Here is a 25,282-nt window from a genome sequence, read left to right on the forward strand (position 1 = left end):
CATAACCGCGACCACGCTCAACACGAATGCGCATGCTGATTTCGCTATTGTCAGCAGTTAAGTGACAAATGACATGCTCAGGGTTGGCGATAGTCACATCTCCGTCGTGCTGGATATCAGCCGCAGTCACAGGGCCTACACCAGACTTAGTCAGGGTAAGGAAAACTTCATCTTTACCTTCTAGAGATACCGCTAGACCTTTAAGGTTTAACAGAATTTCAATGATGTCTTCTTGTACGCCTTCTTTCGCGCTGTACTCGTGCAATACGCCGTCAATTTCAACTTCTGTCACAGCACAACCAGGCATAGATGAAAGAAGTATACGACGTAGAGCATTACCTAGTGTGTGGCCAAAACCACGCTCTAGAGGCTCTAAAACTACTTTAGAACGCGTTGAGCTTACAGCGTCGATATCGACTAATCTTGGTTTTAGGAATTCGGTTACAGAACCCTGCATTTTATCCTCTCTTAACTCTTAACTTTACTTCGAGTAAAGTTCGACGATTAGTTGTTCGTTAATGTCCGCAGACAGATCAGAACGCTCTGGTAGACGCTTGAAAGTGCCTTCCATTTTCTTACCGTCAACTTCAATCCAAGTTGGCTTTTCACGTTGCTCAGCCAACTCTAGAGCAGCGATGATACGCGCTTGCTTTTTAGACTTCTCGCGAATTACTACTACATCTTCAGGAGTAACTACGAAAGAAGGGATATTAACAACACGACCATTAACCATAATCGCTTTGTGGCTTACTAGCTGACGTGCTTCAGCACGTGTGCTTGCAAAACCCATGCGATATACAACATTGTCTAGACGTTGCTCTAGAAGCTGTAACAAGTTTTCACCTGTGTTACCTTTAAGGCGAGCAGCTTCTTTGTAGTAGTTACGGAATTGCTTTTCTAGTACACCGTAGATACGACGAACTTTTTGCTTTTCACGTAGCTGTAAACCGTAATCAGATAGACGACCTTTACGTGCGCCGTGCTGACCAGGTGCTGTTTCTAGTTTACACTTAGAGTCAATTGCTCTTACGCCGCTTTTAAGGAACAGGTCAGTACCTTCACGACGACTCAGCTTGAGCTTAGGGCCCAAATATCTTGCCATGTTCTTTCTCCTAACCTATTGTTATACGCGACGTTTCTTCGGTGGACGACAACCATTGTGTGGAATTGGCGTCACGTCAGTGATGTTAGTGATACGGTAACCAGCAGCATTCAATGCACGAACAGCAGACTCACGGCCTGGACCTGGACCTTTGATGAATACTTCTAGGTTCTTAAGACCGTACTCTTGTGCAGCAACACCTGCACGCTCCGCAGCAACCTGTGCAGCGAATGGAGTAGACTTACGAGAACCACGGAAACCTGAACCACCTGCAGTCGCCCAAGAAAGAGCATTACCTTGACGGTCAGTGATGGTCACAATCGTGTTGTTGAAAGATGCATGAACGTGAGCCATGCCGTCAACAACCTGCTTTTTGACCTTTTTACGACGAATTGGTGCTTTTGCCATAACTTACCCCACCTTATTTCTTGATAGGCTTGCGAGGACCCTTACGAGTACGCGCGTTAGTCTTAGTACGCTGACCACGTAGTGGTAGCGAACGACGGTGACGTAAGCCACGGAAACAACCAAGGTCCATAAGACGCTTGATGTTTAGTGTAACTTCACGACGAAGATCACCTTCAACAGTGTACTTGCCAACTTCTTCACGAAGGATGTCAAGTGTTTCGTCATTTAACTCGCCGATTTTAGTAGTTTCAGCGATACCTGTCGCAGCTAAGATCGCCTTAGCGCGAGTTTTACCTACACCATAGATGCTTGTTAAACCGATAACAGCATGCTTATGATCAGGAACGTTAATGCCTGCGATACGGGCCACTAACATATCTCCTATAAATAAACTTGATTATCATCTTGCTGGAAAGCCCGTATAGGATACCCAACCGACATTCAAGTTTTACCAAAGAAACAGGCTAAGTAAAGTTACTCAGCCTGCACGACTTAATTTGCTTAGCCTTGCCTTTGCTTGTGCTTTGGCTCACTGCAGATCACACGTACAACACCTGCACGCTTGATTACTTTGCAGTTACGGCAAATTTTCTTAACGGAAGCACGTACTTTCATTACTCAACTCCGTAAACTGACCTTAACGGCCGTAGCCTTTAAGGTTCGCTTTTTTCAGCACAGAATCATATTGATGTGACATCATATGAGTCTGTACTTGTGCCATAAAGTCCATGATGACAACAACGATAATCAGAATCGATGTACCGCCGAAGTAGAATGGCGTTTGCCATGCCATAGTCATAAACTCGGGCACCAGACAGATAAAGGTTATATACAAAGCACCTGCCAATGTCAGGCGTGTCATCACTTTATCAATGTATTTAGATGTCTGCTCACCTGGACGAATGCCTGGAATAAAAGCGCCAGATTTTTTCAGGTTATCTGCTGTCTCACGCGGGTTAAACACCAACGCAGTGTAGAAGAAGCAGAAGAAGATAATAGCCGCAGCTAATACCATCGCATACAGTGGTTGACCTGGAGTCAATACTGCTGAGATAGCTTGTAGCACATCAGCGACCGGACCTTCACCTTGGCCAAACCAGCTTGCTATTGTACCAGGGAACAAAATGATACTGCTAGCAAAGATTGGTGGAATAACACCCGCCATGTTAACTTTTAGTGGTAAGTGCGTGCTTTGAGCAGCAAATACCTGACGACCTTGTTGACGCTTCGCATAGTTTACAACGATACGACGTTGACCACGTTCGAAGAACACAACTAGGTAAGTTACGGCGAATACGATTACCGCAATCAATAACAATGCTAAAATATGCAGATCACCTTGGCGCGCCATTTCTGCTGTCGAACCAATTGCAGACGGCAGGTTAGCTACAATACCAACAAATATTAGAACTGAGATACCGTTACCGATACCACGCTCAGTGATTTGTTCGCCCAACCACATAAGGAACATAGTTCCCGTGACTAAGCTCACTACAGCTGTGAAATAAAAGCCGAAGCCTGGATTCACAACTAGGCCTTCCATCATGTTAGGTAGACCAGTAGCGATACCTATCGATTGGAATGTAGCAAGCACAAGCGTACCATAACGCGTATACTGGCTGATTTTCTTACGCCCTTGCTCACCTTCTTTCTTAAGCTCTATCATCGCAGGATGTATGTGCGTTAATAGCTGCATAATAATCGAAGCCGAGATGTACGGCATAATACCTAGCGCCAATACCGATGCACGCTCAAGCGCACCACCGCTGAACATGTTGAACATCTCAACAATGGTGCCCTTTTGTTGCTCGAAGAATTCGGCAAGTACAGCGGCGTCAATCCCAGGGATTGGCACAAAAGAGCCCAGACGGTAAATAATGATAGCACCCAATACGAATAGTAATCGGCGCTTCAGTTCCGCAAGCCCACTTTGTGCACTTTGCATATCTTGACCTGGTTTAGCCATAGCGTACTTCCTTAGTCTTCTACCTTGCCTCCGGCAGCTTCGATAGCTTCGCGTGCACCTTTAGACACTTTCATGCCTTTAACAGTAACAGCGCGTGAAACTTCGCCAGATTTTACAACTTTTACGAACTGGATGTTCTTTTTAACGATACCAGCTGCCTGTAACGCGTTTAGATCTACCACATCGCCTTCAACTTTAGCGATTTCGAATAGATTCACTTCTTTAGACACAAGAGACTTGCGTGAAGTGAAACCAAACTTAGGTAGACGACGTTGCATAGGCATTTGACCGCCTTCGAAACCAACGCGTACTTTACCGCCAGAGCGTGACTTTTGACCTTTGTGACCACGGCCACCAGTCTTACCAAGACCAGAACCGATACCACGGCCAAGACGCTTACCAGCTGTTTTTGAACCTGCAGCAGGTGAAAGTGTATTCAAGTTCATCGAATTACCCCTCAACCTTAACCATGTAAGAAACTTGGTTGATCATACCGCGAACTGCTGGCGTATCTTCTAGCTCAACAGTGTGGTTGATACGACGTAAACCAAGGCCACGTAATGTAGCTTTATGCTTCGGTAAACGACCGATTGAGCTACGTACTTGAGTTACTTTTACTGTGTTTGCCATGGTGTCTTACCCCAAGATTTCGTCAACGCTAAGACCACGCTTCGCAGCAATACCTTCTGGAGAATTCATATTCTCTAGCGCTGCGATAGTTGCGCGAACGATGTTGATCGGGTTAGTTGAACCGTATGCTTTAGATAGTACGTTCTGTACGCCAGTTACTTCTAGTACTGCACGCATCGCACCACCTGCAATGATACCTGTACCTTCAGATGCAGGCTGCATGTAAACTTTAGAACCCGCGTGGCGACCCTTGATTGGGTGCTGTAGCGTGTTACCTTTAAGTTCAACAGTGATCATGTTACGACGTGCTTTTTCCATTGCTTTTTGAATAGCAGCAGGAACTTCACGTGCTTTACCATAACCAAAACCTACTTTACCAGCGCCATCACCAACTACTGTTAGTGCAGTGAAACTAAAGATACGACCACCTTTAACCACTTTAGACACACGGTTTACCGCGATTAGCTTTTCAGCCAATTCAGGCTGTTGTGCTTTTGCTTCTACGTTAGCCATTGTCTACTCCTAGAATTGCAGACCGGCTTCGCGCGCAGCATCAGCTAGCGCCTTCACACGGCCGTGATATTTAAAGCCACTGCGATCAAAAGCGATTTTTTCAACGCCTTTGTCAGCTACGCGCTCAGCGATTGCTTTACCAACTGCTTGAGCCGCTTCGATGTTGCCTGTGCCTTTAACTGTTTCAACAATTGCTTTTTCAACAGTAGAAGCAGCAGCCAGTACATTACCCTCAGCATTGATTACTTGAGCGTAAATGTGACGTGGCGTGCGGTGGATAACAAGACGTGTTGTGCCTTGTTCGATAATATTTCTACGAGTGCGCTTAGCACGACGTAGACGAGCTGTTTTCTTATCCATCGTCTTACCTTACTTCTTCTTAGCCTCTTTACGACGCACGTGCTCATCAGCGTAACGTACACCTTTACCTTTATAAGGCTCTGGTTCACGGTATGAGCGGATGTTAGCAGCTGTTTGACCAACTAACTGCTTGTCTGCGCCTTTAACAACAATTTCAGTCTGGCTTGGAGCTTCGATAGTGATACCTGTTGGGATCTCGAAGTTCACTGGGTGAGAAAAGCCAAGGGTTAAATCTAATGAATTACCCTTAACTGCCGCACGGTAACCAACACCTACTAGCTGTAGTTTCTTCTCATAACCATCGTTAACACCAACAATCATGTTGTTGATTAGCGCACGTGCAGTACCAGCTTGAGCCCAAGCATTAGCAACTTCACGAGGAGCTGTAGTGATAACGTTGTCGTTTAGTGAAACTTCAACCGCATCGTTGATTGTGCGAGTTAATTCACCGTTCTTGCCTTTAACTTTGATGTCCTGGCCGTTAATTGTAACTTCAACACCGGCAGGAACATTGATTGGAGCCTTCGCTATACGAGACATAGTTCCCCTCCGATTAAGCTACAAAGCCAATGATTTCACCACCAACGCCAGCGGTACGCGCAGCGCGGTCTGTCATCAGGCCTTTAGAAGTTGATACGATAGCGATACCTAGACCACCCATTACCTTAGGTAATTCGTCACGTCTCTTATAGATACGTAGACCAGGGCGGCTAACACGCTGGATGTTTTCGATTACAGCTTTGCCTTCGAAGTACTTAAGTTCGATAGTCAATTCTGCTTTTACGTCACCAGATACTGCGAAGTCAGTGATATAACCTTCGTCTTTAAGTACCTTAGCTACAGCTACTTTCAGCTTTGAAGTTGGCATTGAAACAGATACCTTCTTCGCAGACTGACCGTTACGGATACGTGTGAACAAATCCGCAATTGGATCTTGCAAGCTCATGTCTTACTCCCGTGATTCTATTACCAACTAGCCTTTTTAAGGCCAGGAATTTCACCGCGCATCGCTGCTTCGCGAACTTTAATACGGCTTAAGCCGAACTTGCGAAGGTAACCATGAGGGCGGCCCGTGATGTTACAACGATTACGTTGACGTGAAGGGCTAGAATCGCGTGGTAAAGACTGTAGCTTTAACACTGCATCCCAACGCTCATCATCAGATGCATTAACATCGCTGATGATAGCTTTTAACGCAGCACGCTTTTCAGCATACTGAGTAACTAATTTAGCACGTTTTACGTCACGTGCTTTCATTGAATTCTTTGCCATAACCCTACCCTTACTTTTTGAATGGGAAGTTGAACGCTTCTAACAACGCACGGCCTTCGTCATCTGTTTTCGCAGAAGTAGTGATTGTGATATCCATACCGCGAACGCGGTCTACTTTATCATAATCGATTTCTGGGAAGATGATTTGTTCACGTACGCCCATAGAGTAGTTACCGCGACCGTCAAAAGACTTTGCGCTAACACCGCGGAAGTCACGAATACGTGGCATCGCGATAGAGACTAAACGCTCTAGGAAATCCCACATACGCTCGCCGCGTAGGGTTACTTTACAGCCAATTGGGTAACCTTCACGGATCTTAAAGCCAGCAACTGATTTGCGTGCTTTCGTCACTAGAGGCTTCTGACCAGAGATTGATTCTAGGTCTGCTACTGCGTTTTCTAGAATTTTCTTGTCAGCTAGGGCTTCGCCCACACCCATGTTAAGTGTGATCTTTTCGATCTGAGGGACTTGCATGACAGAGCTGTAACCGAACTTCTCTTGAAGCTCTTTTACCACTTTGTCTTTGTACACTTCATGCAGTTTCGCCATCGTCTACTCCAACTATTAAATAGTTTTACCGGTAGACTTGAAGAAACGGACTTTTTTACCGTCTTCAAATCTAAAACCTACACGATCCGCTTTGCCAGTTTCGGCATTGAAAATCGCTACGTTTGATACGTCGACTGACGCTTCTTTCTCAACAACACCGCCAGCTTGCTGTAGTTGTGGTACAGGCTTCTGGTGTTTCTTGATGATGTTAACGCCTTCAACAAATACTCGGCCAGTTTCAGTAACAACTGAAAGCACTTTACCGCGCTTACCTTTGTCTTTACCGGCTAGTACGATTACTTCGTCATCACGACGGATTTTTGCTGCCATGATCGACTCCTTATAGTACTTCTGGTGCTAGTGAAACGATCTTCATGAACTTTTCAGTACGAAGTTCACGAGTCACAGGGCCGAAGATACGAGTACCAATAGGCTGTAAGTTATCATTTAAGATAACAGCCGCATTGCTATCGAAACGGATTAAAGAGCCGTCTGGACGACGTACGCCTTTTTTAGTACGCACTACTACTGCGTTTTTAACATCACCTTTCTTCACTTTGCCGCGAGGAATCGCTTCTTTAACAGAAACTTTAATGATGTCGCCAACCGCTGCGTAGCGACGGTGCGAACCACCAAGGACTTTTATACACTGCACTTTGCGAGCGCCGCTGTTATCAGCAACGTCCAGCTGAGTTTGCATTTGGATCATCTTAATGACCTCCGGTGTAGTTACAACTCGCCTAGATTTCGTTCAAAATCAAGGCATTTAGGTTAAATTCCACTCAAAAAACTGTGATTATGTCTTTCAAGGGCGGGCAATTGTATCAGCAATGTCGCATCAAAGATAGTTCAATTTTTAATTAATTTAACGCGTTAACATGACGTACCGATTACAGTTTGAGGATATGGCGGCAAGCAATCGAGAATTCAACCACTTGCGCAAATATTAAACAAAGTTTACAGCGGAAATTTTATTTCGATTATTGTTTAGACATATCGCTTAGTAGGCTGTGAACAAGAGTTTCTCATCCTTTTCTCACAAACAAGCTCAAGCTTTGAGCAAACAGCTATATGGAGCGACGAGAGAATTTTAGAAATCGTCAAGTCGAGATAAATCTCGACCTACGGCTCTCTTTTACTTTTTATGTAATCACCCACATTGCTTACGGTGTCTAACCAATAACCGTTTTTAGGGTCCTGTAAGTAAGGAATAAGCTGGTCTAACATTTTGGTATCGACGGTGTACATGCCTTTTTCGCCCACCTCATGTCCAGCAAGAATTATCCAACTGTTATTTGCCCTAAGGTGCTCCAGTAACCCTTTTAGCTCTTCAAAACTAACACCGTCCATTCTCACTCCAGTGAGCTGCGCAAAGTCAGTATAAGTTGGGTGGTTAGCGGTTTCATCTAACCACGTGCGGCCACTGTCAAAATGCTTCGCAATCATCGGCACATAACTTTTTACTTCAGCGCCGCGACCAACAAAGGTATTACCACAAGGATATGCAAAGCTTCTGGGGGTTACGCCTAAATGCTTTTCAATATATTTTGTGGTGCTTACTACATCGCGTTCTATGTAGGCCAAATCAACCTGTTCGAGTCCTTTGTCCTTTTCCCTCAGCCAAGCAAAGTTGCCCGTACATAAGTGTTCACTGGTGTGATTACCTATTTCATGCCCCTGCTTCACAGCGGCTTGCCACAATGCGAGCTTTTCCTTCACCTGTGGTGGCATAACATAAAATGTGCCTTTCACCTTGTGGCGATTGAGTAGCGGCACTCCCACATCAACTTGACTTGGTCTTGCATCATCAAACGTAAGGCTTATTGCGTTACGAGCGTTATTGGGGTAACTAAAGGTTTGTTTGTTATCTGCCGCTATACTAGACGTATTCACGAGCAGAGCGCTTGCCATTATGGCGGCCAAACTGAAGTGAGAAACTAAATTAGAAGATAACTTTGCCATTTGCTTGTCCTTATTGTTGTTTATCCTTATAACCTACATGCGGCTGTGAGTATGACAAAGTGTTAAATTTTCAACTTGTTATTTGCGACTAAGCCCAACGCAAATGGTACTAATTTAGTATTTTTAGCGATACACTAACCCCAATAATAAAAGAGAAAGACAGCGCTGTGTTGAAGTTAGAAGAATACTATCAGGACGTGATCTTGCTCGCCGAAGGCGGAATGAGCAAAGTGTACCTTGCTACCGACAAAAAATTAGGCCGCCGAGTGGCGGTAAAGGTGATGTCACTAACTCAGCACACGCAATCAGATGCACTCAACGAAGCCCGCCTGTTAGCGCGTTTTAACCATCCAAATATAGTACAAATTTATGATGTCTTTGAAAGCGATGGCCAAATGGCTTTGGAAATGGAATATGTGCAAGGTGCAACTTTACAGCACTACACAAAAACACACGTATTAACTACCGAGCAAAAAGTCGAGCTACTAAGCCATGTCGCCGATGGCCTAGCCTCAGCTCATGGCCAGAACATTCTTCATTTAGACTTAAAACCTGGCAATATACTGGTTAATGAACAGAGCATAGCCAAAATTGCCGACTTTGGTATTTCACAATTAGAAGACAACCAAGCCTCTCGCCCACATACCAGTTACGGTAGTCTCACAGCAATGTCACCAGAGCAACTTCGTGATGAAACGCTAGACAGTCGCAGTGACTTATTCTCATTTGGGCTAATAGCTTATCAATTGTTAGCAGGACATCATCCTTATTTCGAACAAGCTGAAGATGGCAGTGACAAGTCTATTGCTGAACAGATCAAGTTTCAGCCATTAAAAGCCAGTGCTAAACGTATTTTAGATATTCCCCCTGCACTGGCACAGCTCATTGATCGCTTATTGCAATATGACAAAAGCGCTCGTCCAAGCAGCGCGAATGAAGTCAGTCAGCAGCTAAAGCAAATTTTACACGCCTTTAGCTACGATAACAGCGAAGCGACAGTGTCACTTGAACAAATAGAGCTACGAGATAGAGCCAGAGAGAAAGCCAAAGCACGTAAAAAGCAATTAGGTATTGCAGCACTTTTCACCTTTTTAGTGTGCTTAGCCGTTGGTGGGTACTGGTATTGGCAGGAAACCAAACCCAAGATCTATATTGCAGCGCTACCAGTAGAATTCAGTGAAAGCACGCAAATATTGAATGCTCACAAACAAATTATTGAATTGGCTATCCAAGATGCAATAAAGCAGTACTTTCTCGACGATTCTAGTCACGTATTGATTGCTAATAGCGAAATAAGCCAAACACAAAAGCTACTCGGTGATACCGCGCCTTTAAAAGAAATCGGCGCAGCTTTGAATGCTGATATTCTAATATCATCCCAGTTAGTCTGTGATGTGAACAGCTGTGACATTGAGTTAAGCACCATCAATGGAGCCAATGCTACGTTAACCAATAGTGTTCGAAATGTCACTTCTAGTGAAAGTTACGGCGATGTTTTTAATGTCACATTATCCTCCTTATACTCATTATCAAAAGAAGAATCTGCACCTGAATTGACTGACAGAAACTTTTTGAACCAATACGCAGAGCTCTATCGTGAAGCACAGTCTGTTAATATTGAAAATCGTACAACGATTAAAAAAATAGAGTCATTAATCCGAATCTCTCCCGACTTTCTTCCGCTTTATTCGATATATACAAAGACTGCCATCAACGCGTTCAAAAATAGCTCAGACAATTTAATCTTACATTCGCTGAGTGAAGTGCTTGAATCTGCTCCCGAAAAGCTTAGAAATACGCCACTTTACCAAACGCATCTTTTGCAACTTTATCAATACTCTCAAAATAATCGAGAAGCCAAAAAAGTATTAGAAACTATCCACAGTTCTTCATTAGATGAGTTCGAAAAACAAGGGCTTCTCAGCTTTTATTTGGATTTACAAGGTGACTACGAAGCGGCATTAATACATACCACTAATGCATTCAAGCTAAGACCGACTTTAAGTATCACAAGAAATGCCGCTTTTCTAAACATACGCTTGGGTCGCTACGAACAAGCACTCAGCTACCTCGAAAAAGCACAACAATATGCACCCAATGATTTTAAAACACTCAAAACAATTGCGGATATTTATTCATTTTTGGGCAAACTCGACGAAGCCAGTGCAGCGTATAAAAAGCTAATAGAAAACGAAAAAATTAATACGGCTACCCTGAACAATTACTCCGTTGTTTTAATGCTAAAAGGAGAGTTTATCTCCGCATTAGAATATACATCACAAGCCGTTGAACATGCGCCTAGCAAAGCTGAGTTTTTGATAAATCATGCTGATTTACTAACTTTAACTAACCAACAGCAAAAAGCGGAAGAGGTTTATTTACGGGTACTTGCTCTGGACGATTCAAAAGTCACAAAGTTGGTAAAAGCACAAGCACTAGCACATTTAGGGAATTTTAAAGAAGCATTATTACTGGTAGAACAGCAGATTGCGTTAGAGCCAAATTCAGCGGAAGCCTACTATGTTAAGGCGTTGGTACAAACTTTATTGCACGAAACCTATTCTGCTATTTCTTCATTACAACGTAGTCTAAATTTAGGCTGGAGTGCCGTATTTTATAGATTAGCTTGGTTCAAACCACTTTGTAACCAACCAGATTTAGCGGCACAGATAGGCCAGCTAAACTTTACCTATCTATGCCAAAAAACTTAAATCAAGAAGGCGGATCAACGTCTTCGATCACAATGACAGGATCTTGAGAAAAATAACGCATTTGTGAATCATTCTTATGTTTTGCTATGAGTCGATAAGCAACCTTAAAGTTATTGTTAGACTGCAAAGGGATTGCAAACCCAGAGTCTAAGTGACCCGCCATTTCCTGAGCAGCGCCTTCTAGAATCGTTTTAGACGATTCAATGCTACTGATACTTACAATCATACTACGACCATCGTTAGCAACAATGCTGCTCACTTGATAGTTAAAGTTGTCTTGTGCATTAACAAATAGCGTACCGTTATCACCGAATTGCCAACCGCTATCAAAGCTTCCAGAGTCAAGTTCATAATATAAGTTAACCGACTTTCCTGATAACTCAGAAATGTCTATAACAACTTCTTCTACATCCTCGTGTTGAAGGTTAGTGATTTTCCAAGGGGCAGTTTTCGCCGCCTCTTCAGAGTGTTCTACAGGTGGTAAAAAACCAGGAGTAACTATATAACTGAGCGACTGTTGCGTCATCTTTAATATCCTTCGTTTGTTTGCAGAGCTATTCGCACTTAATATAAGCACATCAGCTGCACCAATGCCATTACAATAGGTTACAGCAAGCAAAGCGACTACAGTGATTCACCAAAGCCGAAACCATAATCAACAGGCTCAACTCGATGAGAAGTACTATAAAAGTCATCCGCAGTGTAGCCTTGCTCAATATGAAGCAAACAAACTCTACTAAACTCTAGTTAAGCGCTCATATACAAGTACGGCTACCTTTAATAATTATGCCATTGTATTGATGCTATTAGGTGATTTAGAACGGGCACTCGAGTTTGCTGAACGAGAAACTCAGTTGGCGCCCAGTAATGTAGAAATCTTGCTTAACTACGCAGACATATACTCACTAATGGGCAAGAAGGCGAAAGCCAGTGAAGTGTATCTGCAAATTTTAGCCAGTGATCCAGCAAACCAAGTTGAAGTCGTGCGCATCCAAGCTTTAGCACACCTAGGTAAGCACCAAGAGGCATTAATAGCAATTGATGAATATTTGGCTGAGTATCCCGATTCAGCTGAAGCTTTTTACGTAAAATCGTTAATTCAAACCCTGATAGAAGAAAAGTATTCCGCGATGGCTTCACTGAAAAAAAGCATTGATTTAGGCTGGAGCCCGTCTTTTTATCGCCTGTCATGGTTCAGGACACTATGTCACTCGCCATCACTTGAATTAAGAATTGGCACAGAACATTTTACCTATCTGTGCCAAATGCAAATTACGAATTAACCTGGACCATCTGGGTTGTCAATTATCACCCTTGGATCTTGAGAGAAATAACGCACAGCACCATTTGCGGAGTCATATTGAGCAACAAGTCTGAACTCAATATTTGAGCTGTTATTCCTCACTAGTGTAACAACCCTCGCACCAGGGTCAGCTGAAAGCGCTTTGATATCATTTTCACTTAGCGTATTCGCAACATTCAATGCCTCAATCTTAACCTCAACCGTTAACTCATCTTTTAATGTGCTTGTAAGGTTATAATTGAAGTTATCTTGCGCCTCGATAAAGTAAGTACCGTTTTCAGCAAAGCTCCAGCCAGCTTCATCGGTAACGAGCTTATAGGTTAGAACAGCGCTTTCACCCTGAGCTAATTTAAGTTTAACTGGCTTATCGTCATATATCCAGTTGCCCTCAGCTTTTGGGGTCACCATGTATTCGAGTAAATAAGTAGGTGTACTCATTATTTTATCCTTCCTTTGTTTGTAGAGCTATCCGCCTCTATTTAAGCACATGAATAGCAGTAATACTATTGCTGTAGATTACAACTTATAGTCATAAGTCATCATAAGCTCACTATAACTGCATATAGATAATTAACTCGCGATGAATATAGAACAAGGGCTACCATCGGCAAGCCCTTGTTAAGCTGAAATTGATTTAAAACAAACAGATGAGCTGTTTATTGAAGCGTCATAAAGATCTATCCACCAAACAAACCTTTAAGTTTGTCTTTTACCTTATCCTTAACCTTGTCTTTGGCTTTGTCTTTTGCCGCTTCTTTTAGGTCTAAGCTAGTTTCAACTTTGTGGAATGGACCTTTGATCCGCACCGGAATTTTAAAGCCGGTACTGTCATCGCTGCTGGCTTGCCCTTCAATGGTATCAACAATTCCAGTCACCACACGATAATCAACTAAAGTTTGTGGTAAATCAACGGTGCCCTTGCCTGTCACTCGTAGTAACGGGCTTGCCAACGAGAAGTCATCGTTTTGACCTACGCCTTTGGTAAAGACAAAGGTGCCAGTCATGGCTGAGAAGTCGGTTTTTTGATCTGGGTCGAAATTGGCATTGAGTCCTTGCGATACCGAAGAGAAGTCACCTTTGAGCATCTCTTTGCCCTTACGGATCATCTCAGCAAGGTTTGCGCCTTTTACGCCACCATCTTTGAACTCAAAACCTAATTTACCACCTAGGGCATTCACAAATTGCTTTTGACTGATACCTTGTGTGTTTAACGTCCAATTAAGACTACCTTTGCCCAATACTTTGTCAAAGCCAATAGCATCGGTCAGTAGTGGCTCAGCGTTAATTGCCGTTAACGCAAAGTCAGTACTGATGGCATAAGGTTTTGCTGCTGCATTTACAACAACCTTACCTTTACCCTGACCTTCATAGGCTTGGAACTTATCTAGGCTCAGTGTCGCCTTACCTGAGTTAAGTACAAAGCTGATTTGGTTTTCGCCAAGCTTAATTTCTCTCGCACGTAGCCCTGTTGAGGTGATCTTCACATTCGCATTGAGGCTATTAAGTACTGACAAATCAATTGCAGTGTCATCCCACACGATAGGCTGTGTTGGTGCGCCTTCGGGCTCAGGTTGCGTTTGTGGCTTTTCCATAGGTTCTGGCAAATACGGGTTAAGATTTAACATGCCAAGGTCAACGCTCGCGGTAATATCAGGCTTACCAGAGAGAGTGACTTTACTTTGACCCTTTATTACCAATTCGTCCAAGGTCGCTTCTAAGGCATTGAGAGTAAAAACTTGCCCTTGCGTCGTCATTTTAGCGTTTAGGCCAAAGTCATTGAACGCATTTTCTTTGGCTTTTAGATCAACGCCCTGCCACTTAGCTAGCGCTTTTACCGAGTCGCCAGACAAGGCTAATTGACCGCGAATGGTTTTACCTTGCTCTGCAATTTCACCTTTATAGTCAAGGTTGAACAGCGCTGATTTTACTTGTTGTTCAACATTAAAGGTTTCACCTTCGATCGCCTTTGCTGGATTATCGAGTGTAGTAACTAGGTTAAAAGTTTGACCTTGAAAAGTCAGCTTACCGTCGACTTCTAATGGTTGGTACAGTGACGATAACATCACGCTAATGTCTAAATCAGTTACCTGATATTCAGCGCCTGTCACACCGTCAAGATAAGTCACCGAGCCACCATAAATCGCCACTTCGCCAAGGCTAACATCTAAGCCTTCCGGTAACTGCATATTACCTTTTGAGCTGGTTTGCGCCGTGGGCGTGTTTTCTGCACTGGTGGGTAGCAACTGCCAGTTAGCATTACCTTGTTTGTCGGTTTCTAGAATAATTTTAGGATTATTTATCACAAAGCGCTCAAGCTTAGCTTCGCCTGACAGCGCACTTAACCACGGAATATGTACGGCAAGTTGCTCCATGGCGAACATATCTGGGCGACTGCCCGTTGCCATGTTGGCAAATCGCACTTGGTTTAGCTCAATGTGCAGCGTTGGGAAAATACCGATGTCAGAGTCGCCATCGATCGACAGTTTTCTACCTGTCACTGACTCAACCTGTGACGTGACTTGGTCAATAATTGCCTGTTTGGGGATTAAAAACGGGGCTGCGATAACAAGAATAATAATAAGCGCGACAATGGCGCCTACGATTTTAACTAGCCGGTTCATTGCTTTTCCTTCGTAAGGCTTGGTTCTCTTTATGATAACGGCTGTAGTCGAATATACCATGAATAAAGGCAAATAATTTGTACTGAGCGATTGCAACCTTTTGACTAATCGGTATGATCCTCGCCCTTGCCAGTTTTTAGCGTCATTAGCTATATTTTACTGGTTGGTTTATTAATCAAACTTGGAGTATCTAACCCGCATGAAGAAACTGCTCATATCACCGTCAAACATGGCCTTGGGCGAACAAGAAAGTCAGATTTATCAAAATATCCTCAAACAGGCCACGGAGATCAGCCTTAATCTGATGGCGGTTAAGGTGGAAAATCACCCTGAAGATTTTCTTGGTTGGTGTTATGAACTGCTTGATGTGGCGAAAAATCGTATCAATTTTGATTTACTGGATGACCATCAATTACCCACAGTGAAAAAGCTACAAGATCTGCTCATCGCAGCGATTAGCTTTTTACAACTCAAGACGTTACGCATTGCGCCTTGGCCTATGGTGGCCGCATTTATTACCAGTCACAAAGAAGTGATTGCACTAGATGAGCAATTAAAACTGATTGAATATCTTAAATCAATGCGCAGCACTCCACTTAAAGATATGATTAAAGAGGATCGCCTCGCCTTTAGCGGTAAGCATGCTGCAAATTTAGATACCAGCGTGTATCAGTTTGACGTGGAGTGGTTTGCCTCCACCAAAAGTGCAAAAGGCTTTCACCAGTTATTAGACGACCTACCGGGAGCTTTTGATGAAGCGCTAGCCACAATCCCGGCAGAAGGTGACGTGACGCTCGAACATTATCAGTCATTTATGGTCGGGTATTTAAGTGCCTTTGCTGGCAGCGAGGAAAAGCCAACGCTTGCACCAGCTACTCGCCTATTAGCAATGCGTCGCCCTGATGTGTTCACTCCAATAACCTCGAGCAAGCTTGACGCTTTGTGCCAAGCGCTTGGTGTTGCTAAACTTAACAATCGCGATTTTGAGCGTTACTGGACCGATGTCGTCAGCACCATTAAAGCAATGCCATGGTATACGATGGCCGCTCCTGTGGATGAGTTTGAAACGCAACTTGCTGAAATTAAAGCGCTGCTACCATGCCTGTTTTATTACGCGGATAAAGACACCGCCACTAACTCCAATTACTTTAAGCTACTGCATAAGCCTAAGCGCAGCGGCAGCAGTGGTGGCAAAAAGACCGTACGCCGCGGTAAAGAGTCAGCTGAAGTGTTAGTCGACCGCGCACTCGCGGATGAGTCTATTCCAGAACATATTCGCGCCAAACGTGACTCGATAGTCGCCGAAGTGGAAAAAGGCCGCAGTGTTGATGAAACCATCAGCCTAATGCGCACCATCTTTGGATAACGACTAGCTCAAAACACAGCTTGCATTAATACTGTGCAAGCTGTGGTACTTTGCACCAGCCATGTGCAACATTTATGCAAATCACTCTGCCCTACTTTCGAAACTCAGAAATTAAATGCTAATATTTTTAATAACATAGAATAAATTCTCCGTTATTTTCCGACATTGGCCTCCCCCTTGCACCTACTCTTTGCAAAAAATGCAATGACAACAACTGAATAATAACTCTGCGTTCAATGGGGAAAACAGAATGAAAAACAAACCTTTGCTTATGCTACTAGGCGGCCTGACTGCGTGCTTTTGTGTCTCTGCTCAGGCGGAAGTGACCGCGAATATTGCGGCAAGCTCAAATTATTACTGGCGTGGTATCACCCAGACTGATGACGGCGCAGCGGTGTCTGGCGGCTTGGATTATAGCAATGAGTCTGGGTTTTATGCGGGCACTTGGGTCTCTAACATCGACTTTGGCGACTCCGCCAGTTACGAAATGGATCTGTACGCGGGTTACGCTGGCGAAATCAAGGGCATGAGTTTTGATTTCGGTTATATCCACTACGCCTATCCCGATGTCAGTGGAGATATTGATTTTGGCGAGATTTACGCCGCGCTTGGCTGGCAATACTTTACGTTTAAACTCAGCCACCTAGCCACAGCGCAAAGCGATTCAACCACAGAAGAAGACATGCTATATGCCGAAGTGTCGGCCAGCTTCCCCATTTTTAAAGACAGTGAATTAACTCTACATATTGGTCGCTCCAGCGGAGATACAGTGCTTGAGTGGACAGGAGAAGACGACGCTTATATGGATTACGGGGTGAGTTTATCTACGCAAGGTTTTACCTTCGGATTAGTAAAAACCGACCTAGACAGTAGTGAGGATATTAAAGCATACGTAAGTTATGGATTAGATTTTAATCTGTGATGACCAAAGGTGAGCGGTCCTGTGACAGCCGCATCACCTTATTTTTTACTTGCTGCAACACGTAGGGCCGAAAGGCCCTTTTTTTAATTCTTCAACATTCTGAGTTTGGAACATTAAAAACGTACTGTAATTCATTGCGAGAATTGTAAAAGTGAATTGTGCAGCCTGTTACCTTACTGCTGTCTCCAGACTCTGGCGGAATTCCACCTGGATTACCAAACCGAGTCGCCGAACCACCCTTAAGTTTCAACTGTCCGAACTGACTTAATTTTTCTAGCTGGTATAAAACACACTCATTAGTAATTTCTTGCGGCCCATGAAGTGCTTGCAATAGCGTCGTAATTCTTTTCCCCCCAGCAACTCGCGAATGAGCTTTATTCAACTTCATACCCAGCAAAGGTACATTTTCAGCATCCCAACCGATATGATCTATGCTCAACGCTAGCACATCACGAAATGAGCTAGACTCTTCATTTTCATAAAACGTCTTAGCATAAACTAGCGGTTGCTCATGTTCAGGTATACTGACTGACACACTCGCTCCAAAATAAGATAGACTCACGGAACCTCCAGTGAAACGCGCGCCTTGATAAATTCTCTTATTAACATCAATACCGTCACCCATCCCAACTGTAATCTCAGCCAACGCAAGCTCCTCCAGTGCCATCATTTTTGAGGGGTCGAGCAAAGTTGCTAGCGCAGAATTTGATGGGCACGATTGTTCTGGCTGCTGAGCCTGACTACGCACGTTTGACAAACCATAACGACTCACATTCTGACTTGAGGTAGTTGCTAGTACGTGCTTCATCTCTTCATAAAAACTGGCCGCCTCTGCAAAGACCTTTTTTTGTACTTCCGTTAACGAAAAGGCAGTCACTTTGACATCATAGGGTAAAAAATCTTCATGCGTAACCCAAAAACCGTAAGTCGTTCCACTTGCAGGGTGTACAAGAAAAACCTGTTTTTTTGCAGAAGTACACTGCATGTTTTCAGGGGTCATAGGCGCGCTAGGTTTTAATGGATAGCAGCTTTTTTGTGGTGCATAAGTTTTAGCCATCTTCTGAGCTTTACTTTCGGATGTACATAAGCTGCAAAACTGGCCTCGATAATCAGACGCACTCGAATTCGCAAATACAGGTCTGGTGGCCAATATGCACATCAAGAATAGCACCGCTGAGATTATACATTTCATTTATTTAACTCCTTTTTAGAAATGAAAGTACAAAATAATCAAAAGAAGAGACAATATACAAGTAGTTTGAGATAAGTATTAAAGTTCAAAAGTAGTGCTCTCAGCTACTGCCAAGCTATCTATGTTTACTAGGAAAAACTTCGCTATTCATTTGTTCTAATTGATAAATTTTTAACAAACTACGATACCTGAGGTTTGAATGCAACTGATATTATAACTGGCTCAAATTTATTGCCGTGGTTTGCCCCAAATAACTTCAGGGCAAACTAATCGGTTATGGTACGCTATGCCCAGTAGACGCTGTCCAAATGCGATACCACTGCTCGCGACTCATGCTAAGTGACTGTGAAGCAAACGCGCTGGCAACTCGAGTAATGTTTCCCGTTCCAAGCACAGTGGCGGGTTTCGATGGATGCATGGCAAGCCATGCGTAGATCACTTGATCAATTTCAGTGCTACCAATCTCTTCACCCACTAGCTGTAGCACCGCACGCAGGCGTTTGGCTTTTTCATCTTCACTGGAGAATATTCTCCCCCCTGCTAGCGGCGACCACAGCATAGGGTTCATGCCTAGTTGTTGGCACTGATCAAGCGTGCCATCGTCAAGCGCTTTCATCTCATAAGGTGAAAACTCAATTTGGTTAGTCACTAAAGCGAAATCGAGTCTCGATTGCAGTAAGGCAAGCTGGCTGGGTGTAAAGTTCGAGACCCCAAAATGCAGCACATCGCCGTTTTGTTTGAGGGTATTAAACGCATCGGCAACTTCATCAGCATCCATCAGATAATCCGGGCGATGGATCAACAACACATCTAACCTATCCGTGCCGAAATGCTTTAGTGACTGCTGCGCTTGGGCAATGATATGCGCCTTACTCGAATCATAGTGGTTCGCCTTTCCCACTAGCCCCAAGCTTGGAAATGCGGGCTTAATGCCACATTTAGTGATGATCCGAATGTGCTCTCGAATACCAGGATCAAGCGCTAAGGCTTTGCCAAACTCCGCCTCACACTGATACTCACCGTAAATATCAGCATGATCAGTATCGCGTATTCCAAGCTCAATCGCTTGCTTTAAAAAGCGTAAATTTTCTTGCGGCGTAATTTGCCAATCTAATAGCCGCCAAAACCCCAATACTAATGGGTCAAGTACGCGGGTGTTTGAGTTCATAACGTAATTCCTACTGTTGCAGCCACTTGCTTGGCTTTTTCGACAGCACTTTCAGCCGAATCTGAGCGCGCTAACGCCACACCCATTCTACGCTTGCCACTCACCTCGGGTTTACCAAACAAACGAATATCCGTTAGTGGCTCTGCAAGCGCTTGTGCAAGATTGTTAAACTGTAGCTGTGTTGATTCCCCTTCGACAAGGATCACGCTAGATGCCGATGGCCCATTAAAGTGAATGGTGGGGATAGGCAAACCTAAAATTGCCCGAGCATGCAGCGCAAACTCACTTAAGTCTTGCGAGATAAGCGTGACCATGCCGGTATCATGTGGCCTTGGTGAGACTTCGCTGAAGTAAACTTCATCACCCTTAATAAAGAGCTCAACGCCAAACAGACCCCGACCGCCCAGTGCTGCCGTGACTTTTTCAGCCATCGCTTTACTGCGCTCTAGCGCGAGTACTGACATCTGCTGCGGCTGCCAACTTTGCTGATAATCACCATCTTGTTGCACATGTCCAATTGGCTCACAAAAACTCGTGCCATCAATGTGGCGTACCGTCAAAAGCGTAATTTCGTAATCAAAATCAACAAAACCTTCCACAATCACTCTGCCCTGACCTGCACGCCCTCCCTCTTGAGCGTAGTGCCAAGCCGCTTCGATATCCGCGGCACTTTTAATCACACTTTGCCCTTTACCTGACGAGCTCATGATAGGCTTAACCACACAAGGTATGCCGATATGCGCGACAGCAGCATTAAAGTCTGCCAAGGTGTCAACAAACTGATAGGGGGAAGTAGCAAGCCCAAGCGTTTCAGCGGCAAGACGGCGGATCCCTTCTCGATTCATGGTCAGTTGAGTCGCTTTGGCGGTTGGCACAACCGTGTAACCTTCAGCCTCTAATTCCACCAGCTTATCCGTCGCAATGGCTTCGATTTCCGGCACGATATATAGTTTTTATCAAATTCCGATATATCGTTTAACGAGTCTAAATTGTTATCCGAACCCAAGACAAGTTCTAGGCTCTCACCTATACTAGAGACTTATAGGGTTACTGAGAGTTACCAGAGATATTGTATATTAGCTTTTCTTCACTAAATCCCGATGAAATTAGATAAGCAGCAAGTGTTGTGTAGACTTCTTTTAATGTATCGCAATAAACCGACGGTCTATCAAATAACTCGCTATCCTTAGAAGAAAACCTATTTTTTAGAGAGCCTCCTGCACAAATAGTTTCCCAATCACATCCTTTACAATGTTTAGGTATATCCACTAGTTTTTCTAATGCTGTTATCATAGTGGGGTTTGTAGCAACGTCATAGCTACTTGAGTCCGAAATATTTAGGCCTGTTTCAAATAAATGTGGAGCAATTGAACGTAGAGTATCTTCAGGTCCAATTGAACCATCGGAATCGATAGTTAAAATATGCCTTCTAACTTTATTATAATTGCCAATAATATTTCTTTGAAATACAGATTGTTTCAGTTTATCTAGTGCTTCGTTAACGAATCTTATTGTTTTTGATTTATCGGTATCTGAAGCCCAGCACTCGATTAACTCCAATAAGAAACTAGTGAATTTGGACTGCTCACTTTCATTAAATGTATCGTGGGTATCATCAGGCAAAAGGAAGTGCAGTGAATCAAAGTTCAACTCTTTTGTAAGGTGGTTATAAATTCTTTTAGCAGAAAAGCTAGGGTTAACGACTGCTATCATACCTGGTTTAGGCATTAAGCCTTTTTCGTGTGCGGCAAAGAGGAGTTTTATTCCTTGTAGTACCCTTGAGTGAGTTCCTTTTCCGGAAAAATCGATTCTATATAAATCGTTATATTCCTCAGGCCCGTCAATACTTACGCCAACAAAAACCTTGTATTTAACGAATATGTCAATCCATTCGTCATCAATTAGGGTAGCGTTAGTTTGGATTGTAAAGCTTAGTTCTATCTTTCCGCTAAGCGCGTCAGTCATTGTCGCTAAGAGCCCATTAAGGTATTCTTTTTTTATTAATAAAGGCTCCCCGCCATGAAGCACAACTCTGACCCGCTTTAAGCCAAACTCAATACTACGCTCTAAAAACGATACCAATTCGTGCATTTTTGCTGAGGAAAAAATCGGCTTTCGCGATAATGGTGATTCATCTCCTCCAAAGAAGTAGTAGCAATATTTGCAAGCAATGTTGCATCTTTCTGTCACTTTCAGCACTAATTCAATAGATTCGACGCCGTCGAATAAGAAGAAGTCTTTATGATTTTTTGGATAGTTAAAGTTCATGTGATTTATGTGTCTAACTCCCCAATTCGGGGAGTTAGAGTTTACTATCTAGAAAGGTTTGCAAGCTTGAGTAAAGCCACAGCTTGAATCACTCCAATCGCCATCACAGCCTTGGCCAAAGTGAGAATCGTGCCCTCCTGAAACCTTATCAAGTAATTCTTTTGGGATGCTATTTGAGTTAGCTTTTAATAGGCTTGCACGTTGTTTAATTTTTTCTCTTAAAGTCATAATTTTTCCTTTGATATTTTCACTTCAATACTGTTTGTGTCAAAAATCAGTTTTGTGTATTTTTTGTATTCAGCGTTAAAAGTTGGTGAAGCTTGAAATTGTTCGGCACTTACCGATAAATCAACTTGAGCGGAGTCGCTGTTGATATCGTGTACAGCCATAGAAAAGCTATGGTTGGTACCAACTTCAAGCCTTAGTTGCTCACTAAAATTCCCCTGTACAGATAATGGCCCAACGACTTTCCCATCCATACTTATTTTTATCTCTGCATGGTAGTCTGCAGCAATCGCTATCTTGCAGAGTAAAAGTGGAGCTAAAACTGCGAGCATTTTTTTCATAGTAACTGCCTTGTTCATTATTCAATAAAGATACCAGCATACCTTTATTGGGGGGGAGGTAAATGGTATTTTTTTGAATTTAATTGGTTCTAGATTCAAAAGGCTGAGCAGTTGGTTTATTAGTTTGTGTGTGTTGTTTAGTGGTTGTGTTTAGAAATTATAATAATAGCGCGTTGATGAACTTTCATATTTGGTTAAAAAGTGATTTTTCTATATTATTTCATTGCTTTGCTTACCAAGGTGATAGACAGATATTTAAAAGTAGTTACTTGATTTTATGGGTATCCCTACTTCGAAAAAGGGCCTTTCGGCCCTACGTGTTGCAGCAAGTAAAAAATAAGGTGATGCGGCTGTCACAGGACCGCTCACCTTTGGTCATCACAGATTAAAATCTAATCCATAACTTACGTATGCTTTAATATCGTCACTACTGTCTAGGTCGGTTTTTACTAATCCGAAGGTAAAACCTTGCGTAGATAAACTCACCCCGTAATCCATATAAGCGTAGTCTTCTCCTGTCCACTCAAGCACTGTATCTCCGCTGGAGCGACCAATATGTAGAGTTAATTCACTGTCTTTAAAAATGGGGAAGCTGGCCGACACTTCGGCATATAGCATGTCTTCTTCTGTGGTTGAGTCGCTTTGCGCTGTGGCTAGGTGGCTGAGTTTAAACGTAAAGTATTGCCAGCCAAGCGCGGCGTAAATCTCGCTAAAATCAATATCTCCACTGGCATCGGGATAGGCGTAGTGGATATAACCGAAATCAAAACTCATGCCCTTGATTTCTCCAGCGTAACCCGCGTACAGATCCATTTCGTAACTGGCGGAGTCGCCAAAGTCGATGTTAGAGACCCAAGTGCCTGCATAAAACCCTGACTCATCTTTTCAAAGCAAACAGAAAAATAAACATGGCGAAACCGTTTTTAAAGAACTCTATATTGAGACTGCTGACCCCAGTCAGTTAACGCTCACTAGATAATGAAAAACTGAATAGCGATAAAAGCCGAGTAACCTCTGTACTCGGCTTTTGTTATTCAGCTCATTCATCAATAAACGGCCAGAAACCGAATATAAACAAGAAAGGAAAGATTGATTTATAAAGTAAACCCTACTGATTCAGCCACTTGCTTGGCTTTTTCGACAGCACTTTCAGCCGAATCTGAGCGCGCTAACGCCACACCCATTCTACGCTTGCCACTCACCTCGGGTTTACCAAACAAACGAATATCCGTTAGTGGCTCTGCAAGCGCTTGTGCAAGATTGTTGAACTGTAGCTGTGTTGATTCCCCTTCGACAAGGATCACGCTAGATGCCGATGGCCCATTAAAGTGAATGGTGGGGATAGGCAAACCTAAAATTGCCCGAGCATGCAGCGCAAACTCACTTAAGTCTTGCGAGATAAGCGTGACCATGCCGGTATCATGTGGCCTTGGTGAGACTTCGCTGAAGTAAACTTCATCACCCTTAATAAAGAGCTCAACGCCAAACAGACCCCGACCGCCCAGTGCTGCCGTGACTTTTTCAGCCATCGCTTTACTGCGCTCTAGCGCGAGTACTGACATCTGCTGCGGCTGCCAACTTTGCTGATAATCACCATCTTGTTGCACATGTCCAATTGGCTCACAAAAACTCGTGCCATCAATGTGGCGTACCGTCAAAAGCGTAATTTCATAATCAAAATCAACAAAACCTTCCACAATCACTCTGCCCTGACCTGCACGCCCCCCCTCTTGAGCGTAGTGCCAAGCCGCTTCGATATCCGCGACACTTTTAATCACACTTTGCCCTTTACCTGACGAGCTCATGATAGGCTTAACCACACAAGGTATGCCGATATGCGCGACAGCAGCATTAAAGTCTGCCAGGGTGTCAACAAATTGATAGGGTGAAGTGGCAAGCCCAAGCGTTTCAGCGGCAAGACGGCGGATCCCTTCTCGGTTCATGGTCAGTTGAGTCGCTTTGGCGGTTGGCACAACCGTGTAACCTTCAGCCTCTAATTCCACCAGCTTATCCGTCGCAATGGCTTCGATTTCCGGCACGATATAATCAGGTTGCTCTTGTTCAATAATCGCTTTGAGTTTTTCACCATCCAACATAGACAAGGTATAGCTGCGATCTGCCACTTGCATCGCTGGCGCATTGTCGTAGCGATCTAAGACAATCACTTCTGCACCTAAGCGCTTAAACTCGATAACGACTTCCTTCCCTAACTCACCACCACCGCAGAGTAATATTTTGCAAGCAGTTGCCGAAAAAGGCGTGCCCAGAGGTTTGATTTTCATGATGATTCCTTGGTTGGTTTGATACCCCATGGTAGCGACTTTTTGTCATATGCAAAAGCTGAGAAGACGGCAATTCAACTCGAAATCACAAAATACACATTTCAAACACATTCTTTACAT

At 43.6% G+C, this 25,282-nt stretch carries 31 protein-coding genes and 1 pseudogene (1 of these 32 only partly in view); 4 read left to right on the forward strand and 28 right to left on the reverse strand.

Going from position 1 to position 25,282, the window contains the following annotated elements:
• The 17 genes from rpoA to GSF13_RS23160 all read right to left on the reverse strand — a co-directional run.
• Window positions 1–457, reverse strand: partial view of a DNA-directed RNA polymerase subunit alpha gene (gene rpoA / locus GSF13_RS23080; protein ID WP_010378288.1) — the beginning only. The gene continues 530 nt to the left of window position 1, outside the view; the window shows 457 of its 987 coding nt (coding positions 1–457); its start codon is at window positions 455–457; its stop codon lies off the left edge, out of view.
• A gap of 24 nt (window positions 458–481) precedes the next feature.
• Window positions 482–1,102, reverse strand: coding sequence for a 30S ribosomal protein S4 (gene rpsD, locus GSF13_RS23085; RefSeq protein WP_017218390.1), 621 nt, complete (start codon window positions 1,100–1,102; stop codon window positions 482–484).
• A gap of 21 nt (window positions 1,103–1,123) precedes the next feature.
• Window positions 1,124–1,510: a 30S ribosomal protein S11 gene (gene rpsK, locus GSF13_RS23090; protein WP_010378285.1), complete on the reverse strand. Its 387-nt coding sequence runs from the start codon at window positions 1,508–1,510 to the stop codon at window positions 1,124–1,126.
• Window positions 1,511–1,523: 13 nt separating this feature from the next.
• Window positions 1,524–1,880 (reverse strand): 30S ribosomal protein S13, encoded by a 357-nt coding sequence (gene rpsM, locus GSF13_RS23095; protein ID WP_010378282.1) that lies wholly within the window; start codon window positions 1,878–1,880, stop codon window positions 1,524–1,526.
• A gap of 131 nt (window positions 1,881–2,011) precedes the next feature.
• Window positions 2,012–2,125, reverse strand: a complete 114-nt coding sequence (rpmJ, locus tag GSF13_RS23100; protein ID WP_002959476.1) for a 50S ribosomal protein L36 — start codon at window positions 2,123–2,125, stop codon at window positions 2,012–2,014.
• A gap of 22 nt (window positions 2,126–2,147) precedes the next feature.
• Window positions 2,148–3,476, reverse strand: coding sequence for a preprotein translocase subunit SecY (gene secY, locus GSF13_RS23105; RefSeq protein ID WP_010606805.1), 1,329 nt, complete (start codon window positions 3,474–3,476; stop codon window positions 2,148–2,150).
• 11 nt (window positions 3,477–3,487) lie between these two features.
• Window positions 3,488–3,922, reverse strand: a complete 435-nt coding sequence (rplO, locus tag GSF13_RS23110) for a 50S ribosomal protein L15 (RefSeq protein ID WP_010378278.1) — start codon at window positions 3,920–3,922, stop codon at window positions 3,488–3,490.
• Between the two features lie 4 nt (window positions 3,923–3,926).
• On the reverse strand, window positions 3,927–4,106 hold the full coding sequence (gene rpmD / locus GSF13_RS23115) for a 50S ribosomal protein L30 (protein WP_010378276.1): 180 nt from the start codon (window positions 4,104–4,106) through the stop codon (window positions 3,927–3,929).
• Window positions 4,107–4,112: 6 nt separating this feature from the next.
• Entirely contained in the window at window positions 4,113–4,619 is a 507-nt protein-coding gene (rpsE, locus tag GSF13_RS23120) for a 30S ribosomal protein S5 (RefSeq protein ID WP_010606806.1), read from the reverse strand.
• 9 nt (window positions 4,620–4,628) lie between these two features.
• Entirely contained in the window at window positions 4,629–4,979 is a 351-nt protein-coding gene (gene rplR, locus GSF13_RS23125) for a 50S ribosomal protein L18 (protein ID WP_010378271.1), read from the reverse strand.
• A 9-nt stretch (window positions 4,980–4,988) separates the two neighbouring features.
• A complete protein-coding gene (gene rplF, locus GSF13_RS23130) occupies window positions 4,989–5,519 on the reverse strand; it encodes a 50S ribosomal protein L6 (protein WP_010378268.1) in 531 nt (176 codons plus the stop codon).
• A gap of 13 nt (window positions 5,520–5,532) precedes the next feature.
• On the reverse strand, window positions 5,533–5,925 hold the full coding sequence (gene rpsH, locus GSF13_RS23135; RefSeq protein WP_010378266.1) for a 30S ribosomal protein S8: 393 nt from the start codon (window positions 5,923–5,925) through the stop codon (window positions 5,533–5,535).
• A gap of 20 nt (window positions 5,926–5,945) precedes the next feature.
• Window positions 5,946–6,251, reverse strand: coding sequence for a 30S ribosomal protein S14 (gene rpsN, locus GSF13_RS23140; protein ID WP_010378264.1), 306 nt, complete (start codon window positions 6,249–6,251; stop codon window positions 5,946–5,948).
• 10 nt (window positions 6,252–6,261) lie between these two features.
• Window positions 6,262–6,801 (reverse strand): 50S ribosomal protein L5, encoded by a 540-nt coding sequence (rplE, locus tag GSF13_RS23145; protein ID WP_010378262.1) that lies wholly within the window; start codon window positions 6,799–6,801, stop codon window positions 6,262–6,264.
• A 15-nt stretch (window positions 6,802–6,816) separates the two neighbouring features.
• Window positions 6,817–7,131 (reverse strand): 50S ribosomal protein L24, encoded by a 315-nt coding sequence (gene rplX, locus GSF13_RS23150; protein ID WP_010378260.1) that lies wholly within the window; start codon window positions 7,129–7,131, stop codon window positions 6,817–6,819.
• A gap of 10 nt (window positions 7,132–7,141) precedes the next feature.
• Entirely contained in the window at window positions 7,142–7,510 is a 369-nt protein-coding gene (rplN, locus tag GSF13_RS23155; protein WP_010378257.1) for a 50S ribosomal protein L14, read from the reverse strand.
• A 413-nt stretch (window positions 7,511–7,923) separates the two neighbouring features.
• Window positions 7,924–8,763: a polysaccharide deacetylase family protein gene (locus GSF13_RS23160; RefSeq protein ID WP_174170289.1), complete on the reverse strand. Its 840-nt coding sequence runs from the start codon at window positions 8,761–8,763 to the stop codon at window positions 7,924–7,926.
• Between the two features lie 167 nt (window positions 8,764–8,930).
• On the opposite strand from GSF13_RS23160, the gene GSF13_RS23165 reads away from it, so the two are divergent.
• Entirely contained in the window at window positions 8,931–11,474 is a 2,544-nt protein-coding gene (locus tag GSF13_RS23165) for a serine/threonine-protein kinase (RefSeq protein ID WP_211867200.1), read from the forward strand.
• A gap of 1 nt (window position 11,475) precedes the next feature.
• On the opposite strand, the gene GSF13_RS23170 is transcribed toward GSF13_RS23165, so the two are convergent.
• A complete protein-coding gene (locus GSF13_RS23170) occupies window positions 11,476–12,000 on the reverse strand; it encodes a hypothetical protein (RefSeq protein WP_211867202.1) in 525 nt (174 codons plus the stop codon).
• Window positions 12,001–12,274: 274 nt separating this feature from the next.
• Here GSF13_RS23170 and GSF13_RS23175 point away from each other — a divergent pair, with 274 nt between their 5' ends.
• The gene (locus GSF13_RS23175; protein ID WP_249122730.1) at window positions 12,275–12,757 is read left to right on the forward strand and encodes a tetratricopeptide repeat protein; all 483 of its coding nucleotides are present in this window, start codon (window positions 12,275–12,277) and stop codon (window positions 12,755–12,757) included.
• Here the strand turns inward: GSF13_RS23175 and GSF13_RS23180 are convergent.
• On the reverse strand, window positions 12,754–13,215 hold the full coding sequence (locus tag GSF13_RS23180; protein ID WP_211867204.1) for a hypothetical protein: 462 nt from the start codon (window positions 13,213–13,215) through the stop codon (window positions 12,754–12,756). The two genes, GSF13_RS23175 and GSF13_RS23180, sit on opposite strands and share 4 nt — an antisense overlap.
• 239 nt (window positions 13,216–13,454) lie before the next feature.
• The gene (locus GSF13_RS23185) at window positions 13,455–15,398 is read right to left on the reverse strand and encodes an AsmA family protein (RefSeq protein WP_211867206.1); all 1,944 of its coding nucleotides are present in this window, start codon (window positions 15,396–15,398) and stop codon (window positions 13,455–13,457) included.
• A 199-nt stretch (window positions 15,399–15,597) separates the two neighbouring features.
• On the opposite strand from GSF13_RS23185, the gene GSF13_RS23190 reads away from it, so the two are divergent.
• The gene (locus tag GSF13_RS23190; protein WP_211867208.1) at window positions 15,598–16,764 is read left to right on the forward strand and encodes a hypothetical protein; all 1,167 of its coding nucleotides are present in this window, start codon (window positions 15,598–15,600) and stop codon (window positions 16,762–16,764) included.
• Window positions 16,765–17,014: 250 nt separating this feature from the next.
• Window positions 17,015–17,686, forward strand: a complete 672-nt coding sequence (locus tag GSF13_RS23195) for a TorF family putative porin (protein ID WP_211867210.1) — start codon at window positions 17,015–17,017, stop codon at window positions 17,684–17,686.
• Window positions 17,687–17,777: 91 nt separating this feature from the next.
• Here GSF13_RS23195 and GSF13_RS23200 read toward each other — a convergent pair whose 3' ends face one another.
• The 8 genes and pseudogenes from GSF13_RS23200 to purT (GSF13_RS23235) all read right to left on the reverse strand — a co-directional run bounded on the left by GSF13_RS23200 (window position 17,778) and on the right by purT (GSF13_RS23235) (window position 25,162).
• A complete protein-coding gene (locus tag GSF13_RS23200) occupies window positions 17,778–18,878 on the reverse strand; it encodes a hypothetical protein (RefSeq protein WP_211867212.1) in 1,101 nt (366 codons plus the stop codon).
• Window positions 18,879–19,152: 274 nt separating this feature from the next.
• Entirely contained in the window at window positions 19,153–20,046 is an 894-nt protein-coding gene (locus GSF13_RS23205; protein ID WP_211867214.1) for an aldo/keto reductase, read from the reverse strand.
• Window positions 20,043–20,990 (reverse strand): annotated as a pseudogene (gene purT, locus GSF13_RS23210) (formate-dependent phosphoribosylglycinamide formyltransferase); the annotation flags it as partial. The pseudogene purT (GSF13_RS23210) and the gene GSF13_RS23205, both read right to left, overlap by 4 nt.
• 103 nt (window positions 20,991–21,093) lie before the next feature.
• The gene (locus GSF13_RS23215; protein ID WP_211867216.1) at window positions 21,094–22,314 is read right to left on the reverse strand and encodes a radical SAM protein; all 1,221 of its coding nucleotides are present in this window, start codon (window positions 22,312–22,314) and stop codon (window positions 21,094–21,096) included.
• Between the two features lie 48 nt (window positions 22,315–22,362).
• On the reverse strand, window positions 22,363–22,542 hold the full coding sequence (locus GSF13_RS23220; protein WP_211867218.1) for a hypothetical protein: 180 nt from the start codon (window positions 22,540–22,542) through the stop codon (window positions 22,363–22,365).
• Window positions 22,539–22,880, reverse strand: coding sequence for a hypothetical protein (locus GSF13_RS23225; RefSeq protein ID WP_211867220.1), 342 nt, complete (start codon window positions 22,878–22,880; stop codon window positions 22,539–22,541). Before GSF13_RS23225 ends, GSF13_RS23220 begins: the two co-directional genes overlap by 4 nt.
• A 378-nt stretch (window positions 22,881–23,258) precedes the next feature.
• On the reverse strand, window positions 23,259–23,723 hold the full coding sequence (locus GSF13_RS23230; protein WP_249122802.1) for a TorF family putative porin: 465 nt from the start codon (window positions 23,721–23,723) through the stop codon (window positions 23,259–23,261).
• A 251-nt stretch (window positions 23,724–23,974) separates the two neighbouring features.
• Window positions 23,975–25,162: a formate-dependent phosphoribosylglycinamide formyltransferase gene (gene purT, locus GSF13_RS23235; protein ID WP_211867222.1), complete on the reverse strand. Its 1,188-nt coding sequence runs from the start codon at window positions 25,160–25,162 to the stop codon at window positions 23,975–23,977.
• Between the last annotated feature and the right edge of the window lie 120 nt (window positions 25,163–25,282).

The organism is Pseudoalteromonas sp. M8 (assembly GCF_018141365.1).
Classification (GTDB): Bacteria; Pseudomonadota; Gammaproteobacteria; order Enterobacterales; family Alteromonadaceae; genus Pseudoalteromonas.